The sequence below is a fragment of the Haloprofundus halobius genome (genome assembly GCF_020097835.1).
Lineage (GTDB): Archaea > Halobacteriota > Halobacteria > Halobacteriales > Haloferacaceae > Haloprofundus > Haloprofundus halobius.
Genome location: NZ_CP083666.1, coordinates 1,945,666 through 1,964,333 on the forward strand (window position 1 = coordinate 1,945,666; position 18,668 = coordinate 1,964,333).

Below are 18,668 nucleotides of genomic sequence, written 5' to 3' on the forward strand. Positions count from 1 at the left end.
GAAGCGATTAGTCACTTCCCTCGCAACGGCCGGTATGCAGACCAGCGAGACGTTCTCGGGATTGGCGTGTGTCGACTGTGGGACGGTCTACGACGCGGACCTTCCCGGCCGGTGCCCCGACTGCGGCGGTTCGCTCGACGCGCAGTACGACTACGACGCCGTTGCCGCCGACTGGGAGCCGTTTGCGGGGGAGGCATCGGGAATGTGGGCGTTCGAGGCACTCCTTCCGTTCGCGGCGACTGACGCCGTCAGCGCCGCCGAGGGGGAGACGCCGCTCGTCGACGCACCGCGACTCGCCGAGGAACTCGGCGTCGGCCGCGTCGCCGTCAAGGACGAGGGACGCAACCCGACCGGGACGTTTCTCGACCGGGGGATGAGCCTCGCGCTGACCGCCGCCAGCCAGCACGCCGAGAGCGACGATATCGAGCCGCTGGCGCTCGCGACGCCGGGCAACGCCGGACAGTCGGCGGCGGCGTACGCCGGACGCGCCGACCTGCGGTCGTACTCGTTCGTCCCCTCGCGGTCGGCGTTCTCGAACAAGGCGATGATAAACGTCCACGGCGGGGAGATGCGCGTCGTCGGTGGGCGCTACCCGCAAGCCCAAGACGCCGTCGACGACCAACTCGCGACCGACTACTACTCGCTGCAGGAGTTCACGACGCCGTACCGCCACGAGGGCGCGAAAACGCTCGCCTTCGAGGTGGTCGCGGACCTCGACGGACGGACTCCGGACGCCGTGGTCGTCCCGGCGTCGACGGGCGAACTCGTCGTCGGCCTGGAAAAGGGGTTCCGTGAACTGTTCGAGGTCGGACTCGCCGACGACGTCCCGCCGCTGTACGCCGTCCAACCCGAGAGCTGCGCACCGATAGTCGCCGCCGTCGAACGCGGCGACGACACCATCGAACCGTGGGCGATCCCCGACACCATCGTCGGCGAACTCGAAGTGCCGGACCCCGAAGGTGGCGAACTCGCACTCGCCGCGCTTCGCAAGAGCGACGGCGACGCGCTCGCCGTCTCCGACGACGACGTTCTCGCATCCGCTGTGGCGGCGGCGCAGCACGAGGCGATCGAGGTAGGGGTAGCGGGCGGGGCGGCCCCTGCGGGCGCGTGGAGTCTCGCCGAGGAGGAGCGGTTCGACGACGATGATACCGTCGTCCTCGTCAACACCGAGTCGGGACTGAAGACGCCCGACGTGCTCCGCAGTCACTTGATGGGGCAGGGAATCTAAGTCGGGCCACGGTACGACCACCGACCGGAGCACCGACAGCCTCCCACGCGCTTATCCCGCCGACCCTCGTATCTCTCTCCGTCTCAGTCCGTCGAAGTCGACCGCAGGTGACCGACATCATGACCGCGAACGCAACGAGCGAACGAACGCAGCGACTCACCCCCGAGGTGGTCGTCGTCGGGGCCGGTCCCGCCGGGTGCGTCTTGAGCTACCTGCTCGCCCGGAGCGGCGTCGACACCCTCCTCTTGGAACGAAACGCGTCGCTCGATCGGGAGTTCCGCGGCTTCGGCTTCCAACCGTACGTCGCGCGGGCGTTCGACCAACTCGGAATCCTCGACGACGTGCTCGACTTGCCGCACGAGCGAGTACAGCACGCACACGCCTCGGTGTACGGTCGACGCTACGAACTGCTCGATTTCACGGACGTCTCGTCACGGACGGAGTGTCTCCTCCTCATGGACCAGCCGCCGCTTCTCGAACTGCTCGTCGAGAAGGCCGGCGAGTTCGAGACGTTCTCGTTTCGGCCATCGACGGCGGTGACCGACCTCCGAACGTCGGGCGGCCGCGTCGTCGGCGTCGACGCCCGCGACCGGGAGGTCGGCGTCGACCTCGAAGTCGAGAGTCGCCTCGTCGTCGGCGCGGACGGCCGCTACTCGACGGTCCGGAAGGCGGCCGGAATCGACGCGGGGCTGTTCGACTCCGAGTTGGAGATCGTCTGGTTCAAACTCGAAGACGCGAAAATCGACGTGACGACGCAACTGCGTATCGGCGACGCCGGTGTGCTGGTGTACGCGCCGCTCAGCGACTCTGTCGCGCAGTGCGGGTGGCCGATTCCGAAGGGAAGCTACGGCGACCTCAGGGCGCGGGGCATCGAGGCGTTCCGTCGCGACCTCGTCTCGGTCGACCCGGACCTCGACGGGACGGTGGAGACGCAGTTGACGGGGTTCGAGGCCTGCTCGCTGCTGCGCGTCGAACCGGGGCTCTGCGACCGCTGGGTCGACGACGGGCTACTGCTTCTCGGCGACGCCGCGCACGTCGCATCGCCGTTCGGCGGACAGGGAAACAGCCTCGCCGTGCAGGACGCCGTCGTCGCCCACGAAACCGTCGTCACAGCGCTCTCTGAGGCGACGCGGGACGACGGTCCGCTCACCGTCGAACGACTCCGCCGGTTCGAGGACCGCCGGTACCCGGCGGTCGAACGGATGGTCCGGCTGCAGCGCCGGACGGAGCGCCTCGTCACGGGGGTGTTACTGTACGGCTCCCGGGTTCCCGAACCGGTCCGGGGTCCGGTACTGCGCATGCTGTTCGGCGCACTCTCGGTCGTCGGAACGACCCGACTCGGCCGCCGACAACGGCGGTTGCTCGCGTTCGGCCCCGACCCGCCGCGGGTCGACACGACGCTCTTCGCCTCCGACGAGTCGACGACGCCGGGCTAACCAATCGGTTCGCCACGCCAGATATAATAGTTCGCCGCGTCTAATTCTGCGTATGTTGAGCGACGTGATGGAGGACTACCTGAAGGCCATCTACGCCCTCCAGGCCGAACACGGCCCACCGGTTTCGACCTCCGCCATCGCGGAGTATCTCGACAAGACCGCGCCGACGGTGACGAGCATGCTCGGCAAACTCGAAGAGCGCGGGCTAGTCGACCGCGAGAAGTACAAGGGCGTCGAGTTGACCGACGAGGGCCAGACGGTGGCGCTGGAGGTGCTCCGACACCACCGGCTGCTGGAGGCGTATCTGACCGAGCATCTCGACTACTCGTGGAGCGAGGTCCACGACGAGGCCGACGCGCTCGAACACCACATCAGCGAGGCGTTCGAGCGACGTGTCGCCGAGGCGCTCGGTAACCCGGAGTTCGACCCCCACGGCGACCCGATTCCGAACGTCGACCTCGACCCAGTCGAGGACGAGACGACGCGTCTGAGCGAGTACGGCGAGGGTGACCGCGTCGTCGTCGCGCGCGTCTCCGACCGCGACGAGGAGGAACTGGAGTATCTCGCCGAGGCCGGGCTCACCCCCGGCACCGAGGTCGAAATCGTCGACGTCGCGCCGTTCGGCATGGTGACCGTGCTCGTCGACGACCACGAACAGAGCCTCCCCGAGTCGGTCGCGCGCTCGATTCGCGTCGAATCGGTCGGTGAGCCGGAATCCGCCCCCGCAGGGGTGGGCGGTGCGTGAACTGGTCGGAGCTACTCGTCATCGCCTTCGTCACGCAACTGGCCGTCCTCCCCGGTGAGAAAGCACAGTTCATCATCGCCGGCCTCTCGACGCGCTACCGACCGGCGGTGGTCGTCGGAGCCGCGGGTGCGGCGTTCGCCGGATGGACGGCGCTGGAGATTCTGTTCGGGAACGCGCTGCAGGTGGTGCTGCCGGGCGTCGCCCTCGACGTGTTCACCGCCGTCATGTTTCTCGCCTTCGCCGTTCTATTGTTCCGGTCGGCACCCGAGACAGCGGCGAACGACGCGACGCAGGCAGCGCGCAGCGACGGGGGGACGAACCGCGGCGTCGGCTCGCTCGCGCCGAACCTCGACACGAAACTGTTCGGCTACGACCTGAGCGGCCGGTTCGGCGGCTTCCTCCCCATCTTCGCGATGATGGTCGCCGGGGAGTTCGGCGACAAGACCCAACTCGTCACCATCGGCCTCGCCGCCCAGTACGGCGCGAGTAGCGCCATCTGGTTCGGCGAGATGCTCGCAATCGTCCCCGTCAGCCTCGCGAACGCGTACTTCTTCCACCGGTTCGCACACGCGGTGGACATGCGGAAGGCACACTTCGCCGGGGCGGCGCTGTTCCTCTTGTTCGGCCTCGACGTCCTCCTCTCGGTCGTCACGGGCTTCTCGGTGTGGGAGACGCTCGTCGCCGCCGTCGCCGACGCGGTGTTGGGGCTCGCGTAACTGAATTCCGGGCGAGACGACGAGACAGGACCGCGACGTTTTTCGGGGCCTGTCGCTCAGTTGTCGACGTGTTGGACGCGCTGGCTACCGCGCTCGCGGGCGTCGTCTTCGGACTGGCGCTGGCCGCACCGCCGGGACCGATGAACGCCGTCATCGCCGAGGAGAGCGTCGTCCACGGCTGGACCTCGGGGTTCCGGGCCGGGCTCGGCGCGTTCACCGCCGATGCAGTCTTCTTCGTGCTCGCGCTGCTCGGCGTCGTCGGCTTCGTCGAGCGGTTCCCGACGGTCCGGGCGGCGATGGTCGGCGTCGGCGGTCTCCTCATGCTCTACTTCGCGTACGGCGCAGTTCGCTCGGCTTCAGGGTCGTTCCGCGGTGAAACGGTGGCCGACGACAGCGCGGGCTTCAGCAAGGCGTTCGTGCTCGCGCTGACGAACCCCTACCAGATACTGTTCTGGCTCACCATCGGCGTCGGCTTGCTCGAAGCCGGCACCGTCGACGTGCTCTCGCAGACGCCGTACGTGGGCGGCGAACTCGCCGGGCGACTCGTCGTCGAGACGGGGAGTCCGGCGCTCGTCGCGGGGTTCTTCGGCGGCATCCTGTTGTGGGTGTCGGGCTTTCCGGCCGCGCTCGTCACCGCCGAGCGCCGCGTCGAGGCGCTCGCACCCGCCGTCGCCGGAGTTAGCGCCGTCGTCCTCGGCGGGTTCGGCGTCGCGTTTCTGTACGATGCGGCGACGCAGTTGCTGTGAGTGGTGGAGACGTGCCCGTTTTGCGGCAAACGTCCGCCGTATGGCACAAACGGTTTCTACGCGGAGGGTGATTTTCGCGTATGTTCGACAAAACGACGTGGATAAAACTCCCGCGCAACGTCCTCGTCGGCCACGGCGTCGTCGACGAGCTGGCCGACGCGGTGGCGGAACTGCCGTTCTCGGGCAGTCCGCTCGTCGTCACGAGTCCGACGCCGAAGCGACTCGTCGGCGACCGGGTCTGCGCGCAGTTCGACGACCCGGCGACGGTCACCGTCTCGGAGGCGAACTTCGCAGCCGTCGAACGCGTCATCGACGCCGCCCGCGAGACGGAGGCGGGCTTTCTCGTCGGTCTCGGCGGCGGCAAACCCGTCGACATCGCCAAGATGGCGAGCGACCACCTGGGGCGAGGGTTCGTTTCGGTGCCGACGGCGGCGAGTCACGACGGCATCGTCTCCGGCCGGGGGTCGGTCCCCGAGGGCGACACCCGCCACAGCGTCGCCGCGGATCCGCCGCTGGCCGTCGTCGCCGACACCGAGTTACTGGCGGAAGCGCCGTGGGAACTGACGACCGCCGGCTGTGCGGACATTATCTCGAACTACACCGCGGTACAGGACTGGCAGCTCGCCAATCGGCTGAAGAACGTCGAGTACTCCGAGTACGCGGGCGCGCTCTCGCAGATGACCGCCGAGATGCTCGTCGAAAGCGCCGACTCCATCAAACCCGGGCTAGAGGAGTCCTGCTGGATCGTGGTGAAGGCGCTCGTCTCCTCGGGCGTCGCGATGTCCATCGCCGACTCCTCGCGGCCCGCGTCGGGTGCGGAGCATCTCTTCTCGCACCAACTCGACCGCATCGCGCCCGGAAAGGCGCTGCACGGCCACCAGGTCGGCGTCGGCTCCATCATGACCGCCTACCTCCACAACGGGCCGAAAGGCGAGTGGCGCGACATCCGCGACGCGCTGGAGCGCATCGACGCGCCGACGACGGCGGCGGACCTCGGACTCACCGCCGACGAGGTGCTGGAGGCGCTGACGACGGCCCACGAGATTCGCGACCGGTACACGATTCTCGGCAACGGTGTCGACGAGCGAGCGGCCGAGGAAGTCGCGTCGGTCACCGGCGTCATCTGATTCTCGCGGGTTCCCCGGCCGGGCGCTTCGCTGCGAGGGCTTGACGAGCGAACCCGAACGCAAATAGTCGGGCCGCGCTAACCGTCCGGCATGGCAACAGCCAGCGCCAGCGGGGTCGCAAAGGAACACCCCGCGGCCATTACTGCGGTTCTCAGCGTCGTCGGCTACGCCGTCGTCATCGGGACGTTTCTCGGCCTCGTCCCGGCGCGGGTGTTCCCGGAACTCACCCTCCAACAGGTCAACCGCCTCGCCGACGCCATCGCGCTCGTCAACACCGTCAACACGGCCGTCCTCGTCGCCGGGTGGTACTGGATTCGCAACGACGAGGTGAAGAGACACGCGACGGCGATGGTCACCTCCTTCGCGCTCATCCTCCTGTTTCTCGTCCTCTATCTGACGAAAATCGGCGGCGGCGGGACCAAGGAGTTCGTCGGCCCGGAACTCGTGTACTACGCGTACCTCGCGATGCTGGCGGTTCACATCGTGCTCTCGATCGTCTCCGTGCCGGTCGTGCTATACGCGCTGGTGTTGGGGTTGACCCACACCCCGGGCGAACTCCGGACGGAGACGCCGCACAAGCGCATCGGTCGCATCGCCGCGGGGTCGTGGATTCTCTCGCTCTCGCTCGGCGTCGTGACGTATCTGCTGTTGAACCACATCTACGACTGGGAGTTCGTCGCCGCCTTCGTCGGCGCTCCGCTGTGGTGACCAGATAGACGATGCCGGACGACCTCGACGGACTGCTCTCGGAGCTGCACGCCGAACTCGAAGCGACGGCCGAACTCCCGATTGCGCCGCGCGCGAACCTGTGGCTGGGCGAGGCGGAAGCCGTCGCCGCCGACCTCGCTTCGGATGATATCGACGACGACGTAGTCGCTCGACGCGTCGCCCACGTTCGGCGACTGCTCGGGAACGTGGAAGCCACGGAGAACGCCGAGGCTGACGCGCGCGTGGCCGACGCTCGGAACCTCGTCGAACGCATCGAAAAACGAATCGCCGACTCCTGAACCGAAACCTGTCAGAGTCGCGCGGCGGTGACCGAACAGCCGCAGTCGTAACAGGCGTCCGGGAGCCACGGCTTGTTCTCGACGACGCGACACGTCTCGTCGCAGCGAGGGCAGTATGCCGTCTGTTGATAATGTGTCGCCATACCATATGGTCGACGGCCAGCCCTATAGTACCGACTATGTGTGATATATCGTGAAGGATTCGTACGGACGTGGGGCGGACGACCGCCGTTCCGACACGTTTCGACACGCTCGCCGCCGACGCGTCCAGTTTCGCCCTCAGCCGATGTACCGCAGGTCGTCGTCGGTCGGGAGGCTCTGTTGTTGTTGCATCTCCTGAATCTTGCCGACGACTTCCTCCATCTCCTCGGCGCGCTCTTCGAGCGAGCCGAAGTCGACCTCGAAGTCGAGGACGTGCTGGAGCACCTCGATGACCGCGCGTGCGCTCTTGGGGTCGACGAGGTAGCCGCTCGTCTCGCCCATCAGACAGGCGGCGTCGAGGCCGCGGCGCTTTCCGAGGCCCAGGATGAGCCCCGAGACGCCGACGATACCGCCCGCCGGTTCGTCGGGACGGAACTCGACGCCCGCGTCTTCGAGTGCTTCCTTCCCGTCGGCTTCACCGACCGCGCCGAGGACGGTGTACTCTTCGACGAGTTCGCCGGTGGGGACGCCGCCGAGCGCGAACGCCCGCGAGACGCCGAACTCCTCGGCGATGTCGAGGAACGCGTCGGTGAGTCGGTAGTGACCCGCGTTGCTCTGCGCCTGGTGGTCGCCCGTCAGAAGCAGGAGGTCCGTCCCGTCGGCGGAGACAGCGTGCAGTTCCGCGCACGTCAGGTCGGCGACGCCCTCGTCGTCGACGCTCACCTGCGGCGGGAACTCGGAAGAGTAGACGCGGCGCACCAGTTCGCCGTCGAACTCGTCGCGGAGGTGTTCGGCGGCGAGTTTTCCGACGTGGCCGACGCCCGGCAACCCTTCGATGAGAACCGGGCCGTCGAGTTCGGGGTCGGCGACCGCCTCGATGTCGATGTCGTCCATGGCCTTATTGCCGACTGCGCCGCTTAAGAGCGCGTCGGTACTCGCCGTAGGGGTCCTCGGGGTTGAAGGGAGCAGGGGCGCTGTTCTCGGCTGTGGCTCCGCACCGGGGACACTCGTCTGAGAGGGTGTACACCGGGCGGGAGTGGCGCTCGCGCCACGCCGAGCAGACCCGGATGTCGGACTTCATTCGGCTTCTTCGTCGCGTTCGCGGTGGTACACCGCGGTGCCGCCGGCGGCCTCGATGGACTGGCGGGCGCGACCTGCGCTCGCCTCCAACTCGGACTCGGCGGTCTTGTAGTCGGGCGCGCGCACCTTGATGCGGTACTCGGGCGACCCGACGTAGGAGACCGACAGTTCGATCTCGTCGGAGACGTCCCCGTTCCCTTCAGCAGCACGTAGCGCCTCCTTGATATCGTCGACGCCGTCGCCGGTCGGACAGCGAAGGTCGACGTAGCCGGTGACGTTGACGTACGGGACGGAGACGTTCTCGCGCGCCGTCTCGACGACCGCCGAGATCTCCCCGTCGGAGAGGTCGACGTCGTCGAGCGCCTCCGCGCCGTGGATGGCCGCCTGCTCGAAGCCGTCGTAGAGGCTCCCGAACTCGCTGTAGAGGACGTTCGCGACGGTCTCGTACTGCTCGTCGTCGACGCCCTCGCCGAAGGCCAACGACATCCACTTGTCGGCCTTCTGCTCGTTCTTCCACTCCTGTATCTTCTCTTTGCGCTGATGCTCGTTGACGTCCTTCAGCGAGAGGTCGATCTGCTGGGAGGACTGGTTGACGTCGAGGACCTTCGCGACGACCGTCTGTCCCTCCCGAACGTGGTCGCGGACGTTCTTGATCCACCCGCTGGCGACCTCGCTGATGTGGACGAGACCGCGTCTGTCCTCGTACTCTTCGAGGTCGACGAACACGCCGAAGTTGGCGATTTCGTCTACCTTTCCGACGACGAGTTCGCCGTTGTCTGGCCAGCCGCGAAATTTCATAGAGAGGGTGAGGCGTTACCGCGCCTCGACGGTTTCGGTCACTTCGCCTTCGAAGGCCGCTTTCCCACCGGAGGGGTGCGCGAGCGTGCTACCGCAGACGACGCAGTTGACGGGCGTCGCCGCGCGGTCGAAGACGACCTGTTCGTTCTCGCAATCGGGGCAGACGACGCGGTAGAAACTTCCGGCCATCGTCTTACTCCTGGAACTCCAGTCGTCCGGCGCGCCAGCCCTCGCGCATGTGCGCTTTCCCGCAGCTCGAACAGCGGTACTTGAGGTTCGTCTTCTTCGTGGGCTTGTCGCCGCCGGGCACCTTCGAGAACTTCCCGGCGTTCCCGATGTGCGACGTCTGGCGGCGGCGCTGTCGGTGCTGGACCTTCTTCATCCCGGTGCTGCGTCCGCTGCGTACCTTCTCGACCTCCACTTCGTGGTGGCCGTTGCAGTGCGGACAGTACGTGTTGAAACGGCGTGGCATCTGCATAGCTATCTACCTTGCCGACTCTTTGCCGTCGCCCGTTAAAACGCGTTTGGTTCCGAGTCGCCGAACAGTCGGCGGCGAATCGACCAGCCGACCGCCGTCGCGGCGCGTCGAACGTCCTCGACCGGTCGGTTTCGACCGACACCGAGATACGCGCCGACCCGCGGAGTCTCCCCCCGTTCCCCAGCGACGGCGGCAGCGGCGACCGCGCGGTGGTTGCCGTCGGCGATAAACGGTCGGTGCCACGGTCGTCGCCGGACGCAGACGAGATCCGGAAGGCCGTCGAGCGTGCTCTCGGTTCGGGCCGCGGCCGTCCACTCGTCTTCTTCCGTCGCCTCAACGAGAGTCGCCTCGCCGGTCATCGCCGCCTGGATTCGGACCGCGAGCTCTCGGATTCGGACCGCGTCGACGCCGGTCTCCGCGCGGAGTATCGACGCCCGCTCGGCGGCGACACGGGCCGCCGCCCCGCCGACGGTGCCGTCGGGCGAGAGCGCGTTCCACAGCGTCTCCTCCGGTCCCTCGATGACGCGGAGGCGCGGGAGCTGTTCCGGTGAGAGGACGGTGTGGTACCAACGTATCGGCGCGTCCCGCCAGAGGAAGGCGGCTGCGCCGGGGTTCGCTCGGAGCAGACGGTCGACCGCGTCCGAGTCGCGCGGTCGACGGGACTCCGCCCGGTCGTCGGGGGCGGCGCCCTCGCAGGCGAGCCAGTGGTCGAGCGCTTCCCGCTGTGAGACCCGTCGCACAGGTCTCGTACGGGAGCGACGAACTTGGCCTTTCGCCGGGCCGCTCGTCACCTGTCTTGCGTCGCCAGTTCGCTGCCGCGACTGCTCGGCTACCGAAGTCGTTAAGCCCGAACCTTCCAAACGCAGGCGTATGCAACAGCTCATCGTCTACGGTGACCCCGGTATCCGCAAGGACGCCGTCATCAACTACGACGGGAAGGAGCAGGTCTGTTTCTCCATCCAGCGGCAGGGCGACTGGCACGGCCCCGACGAGGTGCAGCTGTGGTGCACCATCGGCACGAAGGAGGAGCGCGAAGCGTACGAGAAACGCGAGTACGTCCCCCACTGGCTCGACGTCGACTCCATCGACGCCGAGGCGCTCGACGTCGTGAAGGCGCGCGGCAAACTCTCGGTCTGAGCGCTCCTCGTTTTCGGCCGACTACGACCCGCCGCTTCCGGCCGGCAGTTCGTCGTGGTCGACCTCGTAGATAGTCACCGTCTCGGTCCGGTACGCCACGGAGACGCCCGACACGTCGCCGACCGAGGTGTCGCCGTACCGGTCGCGTTCGGCCGGACCGACCCAGATGTACTGCACGTCGTGCTCGCGGACCACGTCGACGAGCGCCGCGTCGTCGGTGAACGCGGCGTCGACCTGTTCGACGCGCTCGATGTAAGTGTCGTAGCCGCGGTAGCCGATTTCGTGACCCCAGCCGGCGACAGTCGGGATGCCGGTTAGCGTCGACGCGGGATTCGAGTCCCAGCCGTACCGACCCGGCGGGTAGGGGTACTCGCCCTCCTCGGCGTTCGGATAGTAGTACGTCCCCGGTGCCGACAGCAGCGTCGGCCGGCCCGGCTTCTCGTCGAGCCACGCGATGGCTTTCGCCTCTTCGGGGTGGTCGGTCTCGGCGAACCGCGTCGCGTCCAGCGTCGGTTCGCCCGCCTCCTCGAAGTGGTTGCCGAGCGCCAGCGGCGCGTAGAAACTCGTCGAGACCACCAGACAGAGCGTGAGGCCGAGCGCGAGCGTCCGCGCCGTCGCCGCCGCCGAGGCGTCCACGAGCGACGAGCGGTTGGCGTCCGCGTCGGCGCTGCTGTCCGCACCGGGTTCGGTCCGGGTACCGCCGTCGGTCGCCGAGGAGCGACGCCGGCGAGCGGACGGAAGCGGCCGCGCGAGCAACAACGTCAGCGACGCGCCGAGCGCGGTCGCCCACAGCACCCACACCTGCATGTACGTCTTGAACACCGTGTTCATCCGGAGCGGTCCCGCCTGTTCGCTCACGTAGACGAACTCGACGAGCAGCACGAGTCCGGCCCCGGCGACGACGAGCACCGTCTCGAACCCCACGTCGCGGTCGAACGCGAGCGCGACCCACGCGAAGAGGAGAATCGGTAGTACCACCGCGATGACGGCCATCCCCTGCCCGAGCGCGACGACGACGGCCACGAGCACCGACGCGCCGAGAAGCCAGGTGTCACCCTCGTTCAGTCGCGAGAGGAGATACGCGGCGAACCCGGCGACGAACGCGCCGTGGACCAGAAGTAACGGGCCGAACGTGCTTCGGTTCGCCGGCCCGAGGAACGCGATCTCGCGGCCGGACGCGCCCGCAAGTAGGAACGGTGCGCCGAGGGCGGCCCCGAGCACGCCGGCGACGGCGACGACGCCGACGGCGACGACGAGACGACCCAGTTGTGCGGATAGCAGCGACGCGTCCTCGTTCGGTCGCAGACGCGAGGCGAGGCTCTCGGGGAGGAGCGTCACCGGATGTGCGGGCGCGAACACGAGCGCGAGCGCCGCGACGCCGAACAGCGACGGGAAGCTCCACGTGTCGAGGACGAGTTGGAGGCCGCCGAGCGCCGGGAGCGCGACGAACAGCAGCGTCCGCCGGAGCCGTTTCTCGTCCTGCGGTGTCCGGAAGTACGCGAACGCGACCGCCGCGCCGAGCAGCAGAAACGGCATCCCCATCATGTGGCCGTGCAAGTCGCCGTTGAGCCACGAGAAGAAGGGAAACTCGTTTATCGTCCCCTCGATGACGCGGCTCGCGGTCCAGTAGCTGAACGAGTCGGTCCCCGCCAGCAGGTCGTCCACCGAGTACTCCGTCGTCGTGGACGCGACCAGTTCGGCGAGCGGTCGCTGCAGCGATTCGGGGAGCACGGACAGCACGACTCGCGTACCGGTGACGAGGTTGCTGGCGACGCCGACGAAGAAGGCCGCGAGCGCGCCGGCAGGTCGACGCGCGCCGCCGCGACTCGCCGCGATGGACCCCGCGAGGTCGAACGCGGCCGCGACGAGCATGGCGTAGAACCCCGCCAACGAGAGGTTGTACGCGAACCGCGCGGGCGTGTCGGTGAGCATCGCGAGCAGCACCGTCATGAGGTGGCCGCCGTAGTAGTACTGGACGGCTTCGCCGGCGAACCAGAAGTCCTCCGGTGGGAGCGCGTCGGCGCGGAACAGCGCCTTCAGGAGGCCGAAGTCGAGGAACTTTTCGCCGCCGACGGCGTGGACCGCGGGGTCGACGGCGCGAATCGCTATCAGGAGCGCGAACGCCGCGAGGAAGACGACTGCCGTGTCGGCGACGGCGCGTCCGTCGACGTCGAGGTCCGACGCGAGGACGAAGCGACGGTCGCGGAGTGCCCTCCGGTCGAACGCCGAAAGCGCCGACAGCAGCAGCAGGACGGAAACGGCGACGACGAGCGTCGCCGGGCCGAACGAGACCTGCCCGACCCAATGGGCGACGAGCGTCAGCACGAGAAGCGACAGCGGGAGCGCGAAACCCGGTCCGCGGCCGGGGACGTGTCGGAAGAGGCGCGCTGCCAGCGGGAGGCCGAGAACTCCGAGTACGGCGTAGAGGACGACCCAGCCGACGACGTACAGATACTCCATCTACCGATGGCACGCGAGCGCGGGGGTAAACCGTTTCTGGTTGACGCGGCGGACGCTCTCGGTCGAGGAGAGGATCGGTCGCGGTCGGTCGACCGACCGACCAATCGGCAGACATACCGACCAACCGACGGTCGTCTCGGCGACCCGAAGCGGTCGGTTCCGAGTCAAACACTTTTTATTCCTTGAAAGAAATCGCGAGCCATGTCACACTCCGTCGGTGTCGTCGTCCCCGCCTACCGGCCGGACGTCGACCGACTCGCGGCGTACGTCGACGCCCTGACGGAGCGACTGGAACCCGAGACCGTCCGCGTCGAACTCGACGCGCCGACGCCCGAACTGGTCGAGTCGGTGTCGTCGACCCCGGCGACAGTGAACGTCTCGCCGGTTCGGCGCGGGAAAGGTGCGGCGATAACCGCCGGGTTCGAGGCGCTCTCGACGGACGTGTTGGCGTTCGTCGATGCGGACGGCAGCACGCCGGTCGGGTCGCTGGCGGACGTGCTCGCCCCCGTCCTCGCCGACGAGGCGGACCTCGCGGTCGGGTCGCGTCGGCATCCGGAGGCGACGGTGACCGCCCACCAGACGTTCGCGCGCCGTCGCCTCGGCGACGGCTTCGCCTGGCTGGCCAAGCGACTGCTCGACACCGAACTGTACGACTACCAGTGCGGTGCGAAGGCGATGACCGCCGAGACGTGGGCCGACGTCCGCGGCCACCTCTACGAACCGGGGTTCGCGTGGGACGTCGAACTCGTCGCCGTCGCCGCCGCGTCGAACCACACGCTCGCCGAGGTGCCCGTCGAGTGGGAGGACCGACCGGGGTCGACCGTCTCGCCGGTCCGCACGAGTTTCGACCTGGCGCGAAGTCTGCTGTCGGCGCGCCACCGCGCGAAACTCATCCGGGAAGACCGCCTCCACGCACTACTCGACGCCCGCCGGCCGCCGACACCGTCGCTCGTCGAGCGCCTCGCACCGGACCCCGTCGATGAGTGACCGGATGGGAAACGCCGCGAGCGAACTCCTCTCGGGCAAGCGATTCGGCCAGTTCGTCTCCGTCGGCGCGCTCGGTGCCGTCTTCGACCTGACCGTCAGTACGGTGCTCACCGTCTGGTTCGGCGTCCTCGCCGAAGTCGCGAAACTCGTCGGCGCGGAGGTCGCCATCGTCGTCATGTTTCTGGTCAACGACCGCTGGACGTTCGCCGACGAGGGCGCGTCGGGCGTGCTTCCGGCGGCCCGACGACTGCTGAAGTCGAATCTCGTCCGAAGCGGCGGACTCGCGCTCCAGTTCGTCATCGTCCGCGTGCTTCGACAGCAGGACGTGACCGTCGTCGTCGCCGGCTTCGACTTCTGGCAAGTGATTCCGCTGCCGATCGCCATCCTCGCGTCGATGCTCGTCAACTACGTGGCCGAGAGCCTGCTCACGTGGCGCGTGGCGAGTTCGTGAGGTCGGTGGGTGCGACTGAAACTGACATACGGCGTCGGAATCATAACCCTTAACCGGGGGCATCCTGTTATCAGGAGTAGCGGGATGGGATAGCCAGGAGATTCCGCCGGGCTCATAACCCGGAGATCGGTAGTTCAAATCTACCTCCCGCTATTCTCCTGACGAATCGAACACCGAGCGAGGAGGTTTATCTCCGAGCGGTACTCGATTCGTCGTGAATGGCTCAGTTGTAGTTTGAACGAGAGGACGAGCGAACGCAGTAAGCGAGTCCGCGTAGTTCAAATCTACCTCCCGCTATTCTCCTATCGAATCGAACACGTGACGAAAAACAGACGGAGATGTCAGTATCGCTCCGGCGGGTCACCGTCGTCCGAGAGGAAGATACTGTCCTGCGTCGGATCGAAGTACACTTCCAGCGCACGCAACGTCCCGGCGTACGACGCGGTCATGACGAAGGTGAAACCGATCAGGGCGGGGAGGAGGAGGTCCACTACCATCGCCCGAACGTCGTTTTCACCCGAGATAAACGGTCCGATTAATACGGCGTCCGGACGTTACGTCCCCGTGAAGTCGATTCGACTGCCCGACGAGAGGTCGTGCTCCCCCGAGGGTCCGAGGTGTTCGAAGTCGAGCGAGTCGTCGGCGAGGTACACCGCGTCGCCGTCGACTTCCACGTCGACCGTGTCGAGCGTCGCGCCCTCGCAGGGACCGAAGTCGCAGTAGCCGGTCTCCTGACCGAACGTCGCGCCGTGTTTCTGACAGACGATGTCCCCGTTTCGGACGAGCGCGCCCGACCCCTTGTCGAGGCGGACGTCGGTCCAGTGTTGGCAGTAGTTTCGGAAGGCGACGACGCTGCCGTCGTCGAGTTTCGTCAGAATCGCCTCGCCGAGGTCGAACCCGTCGCGGAACGTGAACAGCAGCGTGCCGTCCGTCGGTACCTCCGACAGCGCGGCGATTCGCCGATCGTCGTCCATACCACATCTCGTCACGCCGCGCTTGAACCACTTTCCGTCTGGGTGCGACGCATCGCGAACTGCTACGCCGACTCGTACAACTTCTCGACCCGCCGCTCGTACAGCCGCGAGAGCAGTTTCGTCACCGGTCCCGTCTCTACGTCGATGCCGTCGACGGTACCGACGGGCCGAATCTCGCGCGTCGAACTCGTGACGAACACCTCGTCGGCCTGCCGCACGTCGTCGGGCGTGAAGGATCCCTCTCGAACCGGAATCCCCTCCGACTCGGCGAGTTCGAGGACGACGTCCCGCGTGACGCCCGCGAGCACCGGACCGTCGAGAGTCGGCGTGCAGAGGCGCCCGCCGTCGACGAAGAACACGTTGCTCGTCGCGCCCTCGGCGACGTACCCCTCGTCGTCGAGGATGAGCGCCTCGTCCGCGCCCGTGACGCGAAGTTCGAGGAGCGCCAGAATCCCGTTGAGATAGTTGTGTGTCTTCGCCTTCGACGGGAGCGCCCGGTCCGACGGGCGGCGCGTCTTCACCGTCTGCAGCGTCGCCGGACCGTTCCACGGTTTGTCGCCGTCGACGCCGCCACGGCCCAGCGGCGAGAGCGTGACGACGACGGTGGGGTCGACGTCGGGCGGCGGCGTCAGTTTCCCGGGTTGGACCCCCCGAGTTATCGAGAGTTTCACCGAGGCGTCGTCGAGGTCGTTCGCGTCGAGCGTCGCCTCGATGCGCGCCCGGAGATCCTCGTCGGATCGGCCGTGGTCCAGTCGGAGCACCTCGCAGGTCCCGGCGAGGCGGTCGGCGTGCGCCGCCCACTCGAAGATGCGGCCGCCGTAGACGCGGAGCGTCTCGAAGGCGGCGTCGCCGTACATGAACCCCCTGTCGCGGACGTTCACCGTCGCCACCGAGGCGGGGACGAGTTCGCCGTCGACGTGGTAGACGAGTTCCTGTCGGGAATCTCCATCACCGTCGGGCGTTTCGCTCGTTTCGTTCTCACTCATCGTCCACGTACTCCCGGAGGAAGTTCGCGACCATCTGTTTGCCGCTCTCGGTGAGGATGCTCTCGGGGTGGAACTGGACGCCGACGTGCGGGCGCGTCCGGTGGCGGACGGCCATCACGACCCGCCGCTCGTCGTCGGTCCACGCCGTCTCGACCAGTTCGTCCGGCAGGTCGTCGCGTTCGACCGCCAGCGAGTGGTACCGCCCGACGGAGAGCCGTTCGGGGAGCCCCACGAAGACGCCCTCCCCGTCGTGAACGATGGTCGAGGGTTTGCCGTGGACCACGTCCGGCGCGTGACCGACGGGTGCGCCCGCGGCCGCGCAGAGCGCCTGATGGCCGAGACAGACGCCGAGCGTCGGGTAGTCGAGGTCACGGAACACCGCCGTCGAGACGCCGGCGTCCTCGGGCGTGCCGGGGCCCGGCGAGACGACGATTGCGTCGGGGTCGAGTTCTCGAATCCCCTCGACGGTGACGGCGTCGTTTCGGCGGACGACGACGTCCGCGAGCTCGCCGACGTACTGGACGAGGTTGTAGACGAACGAGTCGTAGTTATCGACGACGAGCACGGTAGGTCGGCTGTCGGCGCTCACTTCTCACCTCTCGGTACGGCGTCTCCGTCCGCGACGCCGAGCGTCGCGTCGTCGAGCGCCTCGTCCATCGCCTCGACGAGCGCCTGCCCCTTCGCCAGCGTCTCCTCGTACTCGCGTTCGGGGTCAGAGTCGTGGACGATGCCCGCACCGACCCGGAGGTGGTACTCGTCGCGGTAGCGGACCAGCGTCCGAATGACGATGTTCAGCGTCGCGCGGTCGTCGAAACCGAAGGCGGCGATGCTGCCGGTGTACGGCCCGCGCCGGGTCGCCTCCACCTCCTCGATGAGTTCCATCGTCCGCGGCTTCGGCGCGCCGGTGATGGTGCCGCCGGGGAACACCGCGGCGACAGCGTCGGCGAGCGTCGCGTCCTCGCGCATCCGCCCCTCGACGACCGAGACGAGGTGCATCACCGCGGCGTAGCGGTCGACCCGGCGGTACTCGGTCACGTCGACGCTGCCGTACTCGCACACCTTCCCGAGATCGTTGCGTTCGAGGTCGACCAGCATCGCGTGTTCGGCGCGCTCCTTCTCGTCGCTTCGGAGGTCGGCCTCCAGCTCGGCGTCCTCTTCGTCGGTTCCCCCGCGTCGCCGGGTTCCCGCGATGGGTTCGGTGACGAGTCGGTCGCCGACGCGGGAGACGAGCAGTTCGGGACTCGCGCTCACGAGGTCGACGCCGTTCGGTCCGCGCGCGCCGGAGAACTCCAACAACCCGGAGTACGGCGCGGGGTTCACCCGCCGGAGCGCCGCGTAGGCCGTCACCGGGTGGACCGCGGCGGGGGCGACGAGGCGTTGGGAGACGTTCGCCTGAAACGTGTCGCCGTCGCGGATGTACCGCTTGATGGTCCGTACGCGCTCGGCGAACGCTTCGCGCGCGCAGTCGCTCTCGAACTCCCCGCGCTCGACGTCGGCGGCGAGCGGTTCGACGCTCGGGTCACCGGTCGTCGCGCGGTCGGCTAGTGCTGTCGCTCGCTCGATGGCCGCATCGTACTGCGCGTCGGGGTCGGCCCCGGGGTCGATTCGAGGGCACGCCGTGATTCGGAGCGTCGTTTCCTCGTCCCGGGGTTCGCGCCACGCGGCTACGCGGTCGTAAACCCCGACCTGAAGGTGGGGAAGGTGTCGGTCGTCGACGGCGGAGTCGGGCAGCGTTTCGAGTTCGCGCGCGAGGTCGTAGGAGAGCCACCCGAACGCGCCGCAGGGGTACGGAGTCTCGCAGTCGCCGCGGACGAGCGTCTCCGAATCGAGCAGCGCCGAGAGCGCCGACAGCGACGGCGACCCGGCGGCCGGTCCGGCGTCGTCGTTCACCCCTGTGCGTTCGGGGCCGTCGCGGACGACGGCGTCGGCGCTCACCTGCAACCGTTCGCCGGGTTCGACGCCGAAGTACCCCCACCCCGACTGGCCACCGGTCGTCTCTAGAAAGAAGCCGCCTGGGCCGTCCCGCGCGCGTCGGTACGCCTCGAACGGGTCCGGGACCGAGGCTCGAACTTCGACCGGGACGCGAGCGCCCGGCGGCGCGGCCGCCGCCGTCGCTCGGAAGGCGCGTCGAGACGTCGTCACAACGGGTTCGGTCATCGGTGTCGAGGCTG

The 18,668-nt window shown here is 67.9% G+C and carries 24 protein-coding genes and 1 tRNA gene; 12 read left to right on the forward strand and 13 right to left on the reverse strand.

The genetic code is table 11. From position 1 onward, the window contains the following. Positions 1-34 precede the first annotated feature (34 nt). From LAQ74_RS10180 to LAQ74_RS10215, 8 genes are all read left to right on the forward strand, one after another. Positions 35-1,228 carry a threonine synthase gene (locus LAQ74_RS10180; RefSeq protein ID WP_224332443.1) on the forward strand — a complete coding sequence of 398 codons (1,194 nt, stop codon included), beginning with the start codon at positions 35-37 and terminating at the stop codon, positions 1,226-1,228. Positions 1,229-1,347: 119 nt separating this feature from the next. Continuing rightward, the gene (locus tag LAQ74_RS10185; RefSeq protein ID WP_224332444.1) at positions 1,348-2,664 is read left to right on the forward strand and encodes an FAD-dependent monooxygenase; all 1,317 of its coding nucleotides are present in this window, start codon (positions 1,348-1,350) and stop codon (positions 2,662-2,664) included. A gap of 52 nt (positions 2,665-2,716) precedes the next feature. Beyond that, positions 2,717-3,409 (forward strand): metal-dependent transcriptional regulator, encoded by a 693-nt coding sequence (locus LAQ74_RS10190; RefSeq protein ID WP_224332445.1) that lies wholly within the window; start codon positions 2,717-2,719, stop codon positions 3,407-3,409. After that, positions 3,406-4,125, forward strand: a complete 720-nt coding sequence (locus LAQ74_RS10195) for a TMEM165/GDT1 family protein (protein WP_224332446.1) — start codon at positions 3,406-3,408, stop codon at positions 4,123-4,125. The genes LAQ74_RS10190 and LAQ74_RS10195 overlap by 4 nt, the downstream gene beginning before the upstream one ends. Before the next feature lie 140 nt (positions 4,126-4,265). After that, positions 4,266-4,871 carry a LysE family translocator gene (locus LAQ74_RS10200; protein ID WP_425498529.1) on the forward strand — a complete coding sequence of 202 codons (606 nt, stop codon included), beginning with the start codon at positions 4,266-4,268 and terminating at the stop codon, positions 4,869-4,871. A gap of 80 nt (positions 4,872-4,951) precedes the next feature. Then, positions 4,952-5,998: an NAD(P)-dependent glycerol-1-phosphate dehydrogenase gene (locus LAQ74_RS10205; protein WP_224332448.1), complete on the forward strand. Its 1,047-nt coding sequence runs from the start codon at positions 4,952-4,954 to the stop codon at positions 5,996-5,998. Between the two features lie 90 nt (positions 5,999-6,088). Continuing rightward, positions 6,089-6,706, forward strand: a complete 618-nt coding sequence (locus LAQ74_RS10210) for a DUF420 domain-containing protein (RefSeq protein WP_224332449.1) — start codon at positions 6,089-6,091, stop codon at positions 6,704-6,706. A gap of 11 nt (positions 6,707-6,717) precedes the next feature. Continuing rightward, complete coding sequence (locus LAQ74_RS10215) at positions 6,718-7,005, forward strand: DUF8152 family protein (protein ID WP_224332450.1); 288 nt, start codon at positions 6,718-6,720, stop codon at positions 7,003-7,005. Between the two features lie 11 nt (positions 7,006-7,016). On the opposite strand, the gene LAQ74_RS20365 is transcribed toward LAQ74_RS10215, so the two are convergent. The 7 genes from LAQ74_RS20365 to LAQ74_RS10245 all read right to left on the reverse strand — a co-directional run bounded on the left by LAQ74_RS20365 (position 7,017) and on the right by LAQ74_RS10245 (position 10,242). Further along, positions 7,017-7,148: a hypothetical protein gene (locus tag LAQ74_RS20365; RefSeq protein WP_255647671.1), complete on the reverse strand. Its 132-nt coding sequence runs from the start codon at positions 7,146-7,148 to the stop codon at positions 7,017-7,019. A gap of 136 nt (positions 7,149-7,284) precedes the next feature. Beyond that, entirely contained in the window at positions 7,285-8,040 is a 756-nt protein-coding gene (locus LAQ74_RS10220) for a proteasome assembly chaperone family protein (protein ID WP_224332451.1), read from the reverse strand. 4 nt (positions 8,041-8,044) lie between these two features. After that, entirely contained in the window at positions 8,045-8,227 is a 183-nt protein-coding gene (locus LAQ74_RS10225; RefSeq protein WP_224332452.1) for an RNA-protein complex protein Nop10, read from the reverse strand. Next, complete coding sequence (locus LAQ74_RS10230) at positions 8,224-9,024, reverse strand: translation initiation factor IF-2 subunit alpha (RefSeq protein WP_224332453.1); 801 nt, start codon at positions 9,022-9,024, stop codon at positions 8,224-8,226. The genes LAQ74_RS10225 and LAQ74_RS10230 overlap by 4 nt, the downstream gene beginning before the upstream one ends. Before the next feature lie 15 nt (positions 9,025-9,039). After that, positions 9,040-9,213 carry a 30S ribosomal protein S27e gene (locus LAQ74_RS10235; protein WP_224332454.1) on the reverse strand — a complete coding sequence of 58 codons (174 nt, stop codon included), beginning with the start codon at positions 9,211-9,213 and terminating at the stop codon, positions 9,040-9,042. 4 nt (positions 9,214-9,217) lie between these two features. After that, entirely contained in the window at positions 9,218-9,502 is a 285-nt protein-coding gene (locus LAQ74_RS10240) for a 50S ribosomal protein L44e (RefSeq protein ID WP_117592149.1), read from the reverse strand. 35 nt (positions 9,503-9,537) lie between these two features. Beyond that, the gene (locus LAQ74_RS10245; RefSeq protein ID WP_224332455.1) at positions 9,538-10,242 is read right to left on the reverse strand and encodes a hypothetical protein; all 705 of its coding nucleotides are present in this window, start codon (positions 10,240-10,242) and stop codon (positions 9,538-9,540) included. A gap of 130 nt (positions 10,243-10,372) precedes the next feature. Here LAQ74_RS10245 and LAQ74_RS10250 point away from each other — a divergent pair, with 130 nt between their 5' ends. Further along, positions 10,373-10,639: an HAH_0734 family protein gene (locus tag LAQ74_RS10250; RefSeq protein ID WP_224332456.1), complete on the forward strand. Its 267-nt coding sequence runs from the start codon at positions 10,373-10,375 to the stop codon at positions 10,637-10,639. A gap of 21 nt (positions 10,640-10,660) precedes the next feature. Here the strand turns inward: LAQ74_RS10250 and LAQ74_RS10255 are convergent, their stop codons facing one another. Next, entirely contained in the window at positions 10,661-13,099 is a 2,439-nt protein-coding gene (locus tag LAQ74_RS10255; RefSeq protein WP_224332457.1) for a DUF2298 domain-containing protein, read from the reverse strand. A 201-nt stretch (positions 13,100-13,300) separates the two neighbouring features. Between LAQ74_RS10255 and LAQ74_RS10260 the strand changes: the two genes are divergently transcribed. The 3 genes from LAQ74_RS10260 to LAQ74_RS10270 all read left to right on the forward strand — a co-directional run bounded on the left by LAQ74_RS10260 (position 13,301) and on the right by LAQ74_RS10270 (position 14,690). After that, on the forward strand, positions 13,301-14,086 hold the full coding sequence (locus LAQ74_RS10260) for a glycosyltransferase (protein WP_224332458.1): 786 nt from the start codon (positions 13,301-13,303) through the stop codon (positions 14,084-14,086). A gap of 4 nt (positions 14,087-14,090) precedes the next feature. Continuing rightward, positions 14,091-14,537, forward strand: coding sequence for a GtrA family protein (locus tag LAQ74_RS10265; RefSeq protein ID WP_425498530.1), 447 nt, complete (start codon positions 14,091-14,093; stop codon positions 14,535-14,537). A 78-nt stretch (positions 14,538-14,615) separates the two neighbouring features. Beyond that, positions 14,616-14,690 (forward strand) — tRNA-Met (locus LAQ74_RS10270). A gap of 188 nt (positions 14,691-14,878) precedes the next feature. Here the strand turns inward: LAQ74_RS10270 and LAQ74_RS10275 are convergent. The 5 genes from LAQ74_RS10275 to LAQ74_RS10295 all read right to left on the reverse strand — a co-directional run bounded on the left by LAQ74_RS10275 (position 14,879) and on the right by LAQ74_RS10295 (position 18,654). Next, a complete protein-coding gene (locus tag LAQ74_RS10275) occupies positions 14,879-15,034 on the reverse strand; it encodes a hypothetical protein (RefSeq protein ID WP_224332460.1) in 156 nt (51 codons plus the stop codon). Between the two features lie 57 nt (positions 15,035-15,091). Continuing rightward, complete coding sequence (locus tag LAQ74_RS10280) at positions 15,092-15,511, reverse strand: Rieske (2Fe-2S) protein (protein WP_224332461.1); 420 nt, start codon at positions 15,509-15,511, stop codon at positions 15,092-15,094. Positions 15,512-15,573: 62 nt separating this feature from the next. Beyond that, positions 15,574-16,497 carry an aminotransferase class IV gene (locus tag LAQ74_RS10285; RefSeq protein WP_224332462.1) on the reverse strand — a complete coding sequence of 308 codons (924 nt, stop codon included), beginning with the start codon at positions 16,495-16,497 and terminating at the stop codon, positions 15,574-15,576. Then, the gene (locus LAQ74_RS10290; protein ID WP_224332463.1) at positions 16,490-17,086 is read right to left on the reverse strand and encodes an anthranilate synthase component II; all 597 of its coding nucleotides are present in this window, start codon (positions 17,084-17,086) and stop codon (positions 16,490-16,492) included. The genes LAQ74_RS10285 and LAQ74_RS10290 overlap by 8 nt, the downstream gene beginning before the upstream one ends. Continuing rightward, positions 17,083-18,654 (reverse strand): anthranilate synthase component I family protein, encoded by a 1,572-nt coding sequence (locus LAQ74_RS10295; RefSeq protein WP_224332464.1) that lies wholly within the window; start codon positions 18,652-18,654, stop codon positions 17,083-17,085. The genes LAQ74_RS10290 and LAQ74_RS10295 overlap by 4 nt, the downstream gene beginning before the upstream one ends. Positions 18,655-18,668: the final 14 nt, after the last annotated feature.

What these genes read in the sequence shown, in the direction of transcription:
- LAQ74_RS10180 (WP_224332443.1), top strand. Translation starts at nt 35, where the DNA reads ATGCAGACCAGCGAGACGTTCTCGGGATTGGCGTGTGTCGACTGTGGG.
- LAQ74_RS10280 (WP_224332461.1), bottom strand. Translation starts at nt 15,511, where the DNA reads ATGGACGACGATCGGCGAATCGCCGCGCTGTCGGAGGTACCGACGGAC.
- LAQ74_RS10220 (WP_224332451.1), bottom strand. Translation starts at nt 8,040, where the DNA reads ATGGACGACATCGACATCGAGGCGGTCGCCGACCCCGAACTCGACGGC.
- LAQ74_RS10230 (WP_224332453.1), bottom strand. Translation starts at nt 9,024, where the DNA reads ATGAAATTTCGCGGCTGGCCAGACAACGGCGAACTCGTCGTCGGAAAG.
- LAQ74_RS10265 (WP_425498530.1), top strand. Translation starts at nt 14,091, where the DNA reads ATGGGAAACGCCGCGAGCGAACTCCTCTCGGGCAAGCGATTCGGCCAG.
- LAQ74_RS10210 (WP_224332449.1), top strand. Translation starts at nt 6,089, where the DNA reads ATGGCAACAGCCAGCGCCAGCGGGGTCGCAAAGGAACACCCCGCGGCC.
- LAQ74_RS10225 (WP_224332452.1), bottom strand. Translation starts at nt 8,227, where the DNA reads ATGAAGTCCGACATCCGGGTCTGCTCGGCGTGGCGCGAGCGCCACTCC.
- LAQ74_RS10185 (WP_224332444.1), top strand. Translation starts at nt 1,348, where the DNA reads ATGACCGCGAACGCAACGAGCGAACGAACGCAGCGACTCACCCCCGAG.
- LAQ74_RS10205 (WP_224332448.1), top strand. Translation starts at nt 4,952, where the DNA reads ATGTTCGACAAAACGACGTGGATAAAACTCCCGCGCAACGTCCTCGTC.
- LAQ74_RS10215 (WP_224332450.1), top strand. Translation starts at nt 6,718, where the DNA reads ATGCCGGACGACCTCGACGGACTGCTCTCGGAGCTGCACGCCGAACTC.
- LAQ74_RS10235 (WP_224332454.1), bottom strand. Translation starts at nt 9,213, where the DNA reads ATGGCCGGAAGTTTCTACCGCGTCGTCTGCCCCGATTGCGAGAACGAA.
- LAQ74_RS10275 (WP_224332460.1), bottom strand. Translation starts at nt 15,034, where the DNA reads ATGGTAGTGGACCTCCTCCTCCCCGCCCTGATCGGTTTCACCTTCGTC.
- LAQ74_RS10190 (WP_224332445.1), top strand. Translation starts at nt 2,717, where the DNA reads ATGTTGAGCGACGTGATGGAGGACTACCTGAAGGCCATCTACGCCCTC.
- LAQ74_RS10240 (WP_117592149.1), bottom strand. Translation starts at nt 9,502, where the DNA reads ATGCAGATGCCACGCCGTTTCAACACGTACTGTCCGCACTGCAACGGC.
- LAQ74_RS10285 (WP_224332462.1), bottom strand. Translation starts at nt 16,497, where the DNA reads ATGAGTGAGAACGAAACGAGCGAAACGCCCGACGGTGATGGAGATTCC.
- LAQ74_RS20365 (WP_255647671.1), bottom strand. Translation starts at nt 7,148, where the DNA reads ATGGCGACACATTATCAACAGACGGCATACTGCCCTCGCTGCGACGAG.
- LAQ74_RS10250 (WP_224332456.1), top strand. Translation starts at nt 10,373, where the DNA reads ATGCAACAGCTCATCGTCTACGGTGACCCCGGTATCCGCAAGGACGCC.
- LAQ74_RS10295 (WP_224332464.1), bottom strand. Translation starts at nt 18,654, where the DNA reads ATGACCGAACCCGTTGTGACGACGTCTCGACGCGCCTTCCGAGCGACG.
- LAQ74_RS10200 (WP_425498529.1), top strand. Translation starts at nt 4,266, where the DNA reads ATGAACGCCGTCATCGCCGAGGAGAGCGTCGTCCACGGCTGGACCTCG.
- LAQ74_RS10260 (WP_224332458.1), top strand. Translation starts at nt 13,301, where the DNA reads ATGTCACACTCCGTCGGTGTCGTCGTCCCCGCCTACCGGCCGGACGTC.
- LAQ74_RS10255 (WP_224332457.1), bottom strand. Translation starts at nt 13,099, where the DNA reads ATGGAGTATCTGTACGTCGTCGGCTGGGTCGTCCTCTACGCCGTACTC.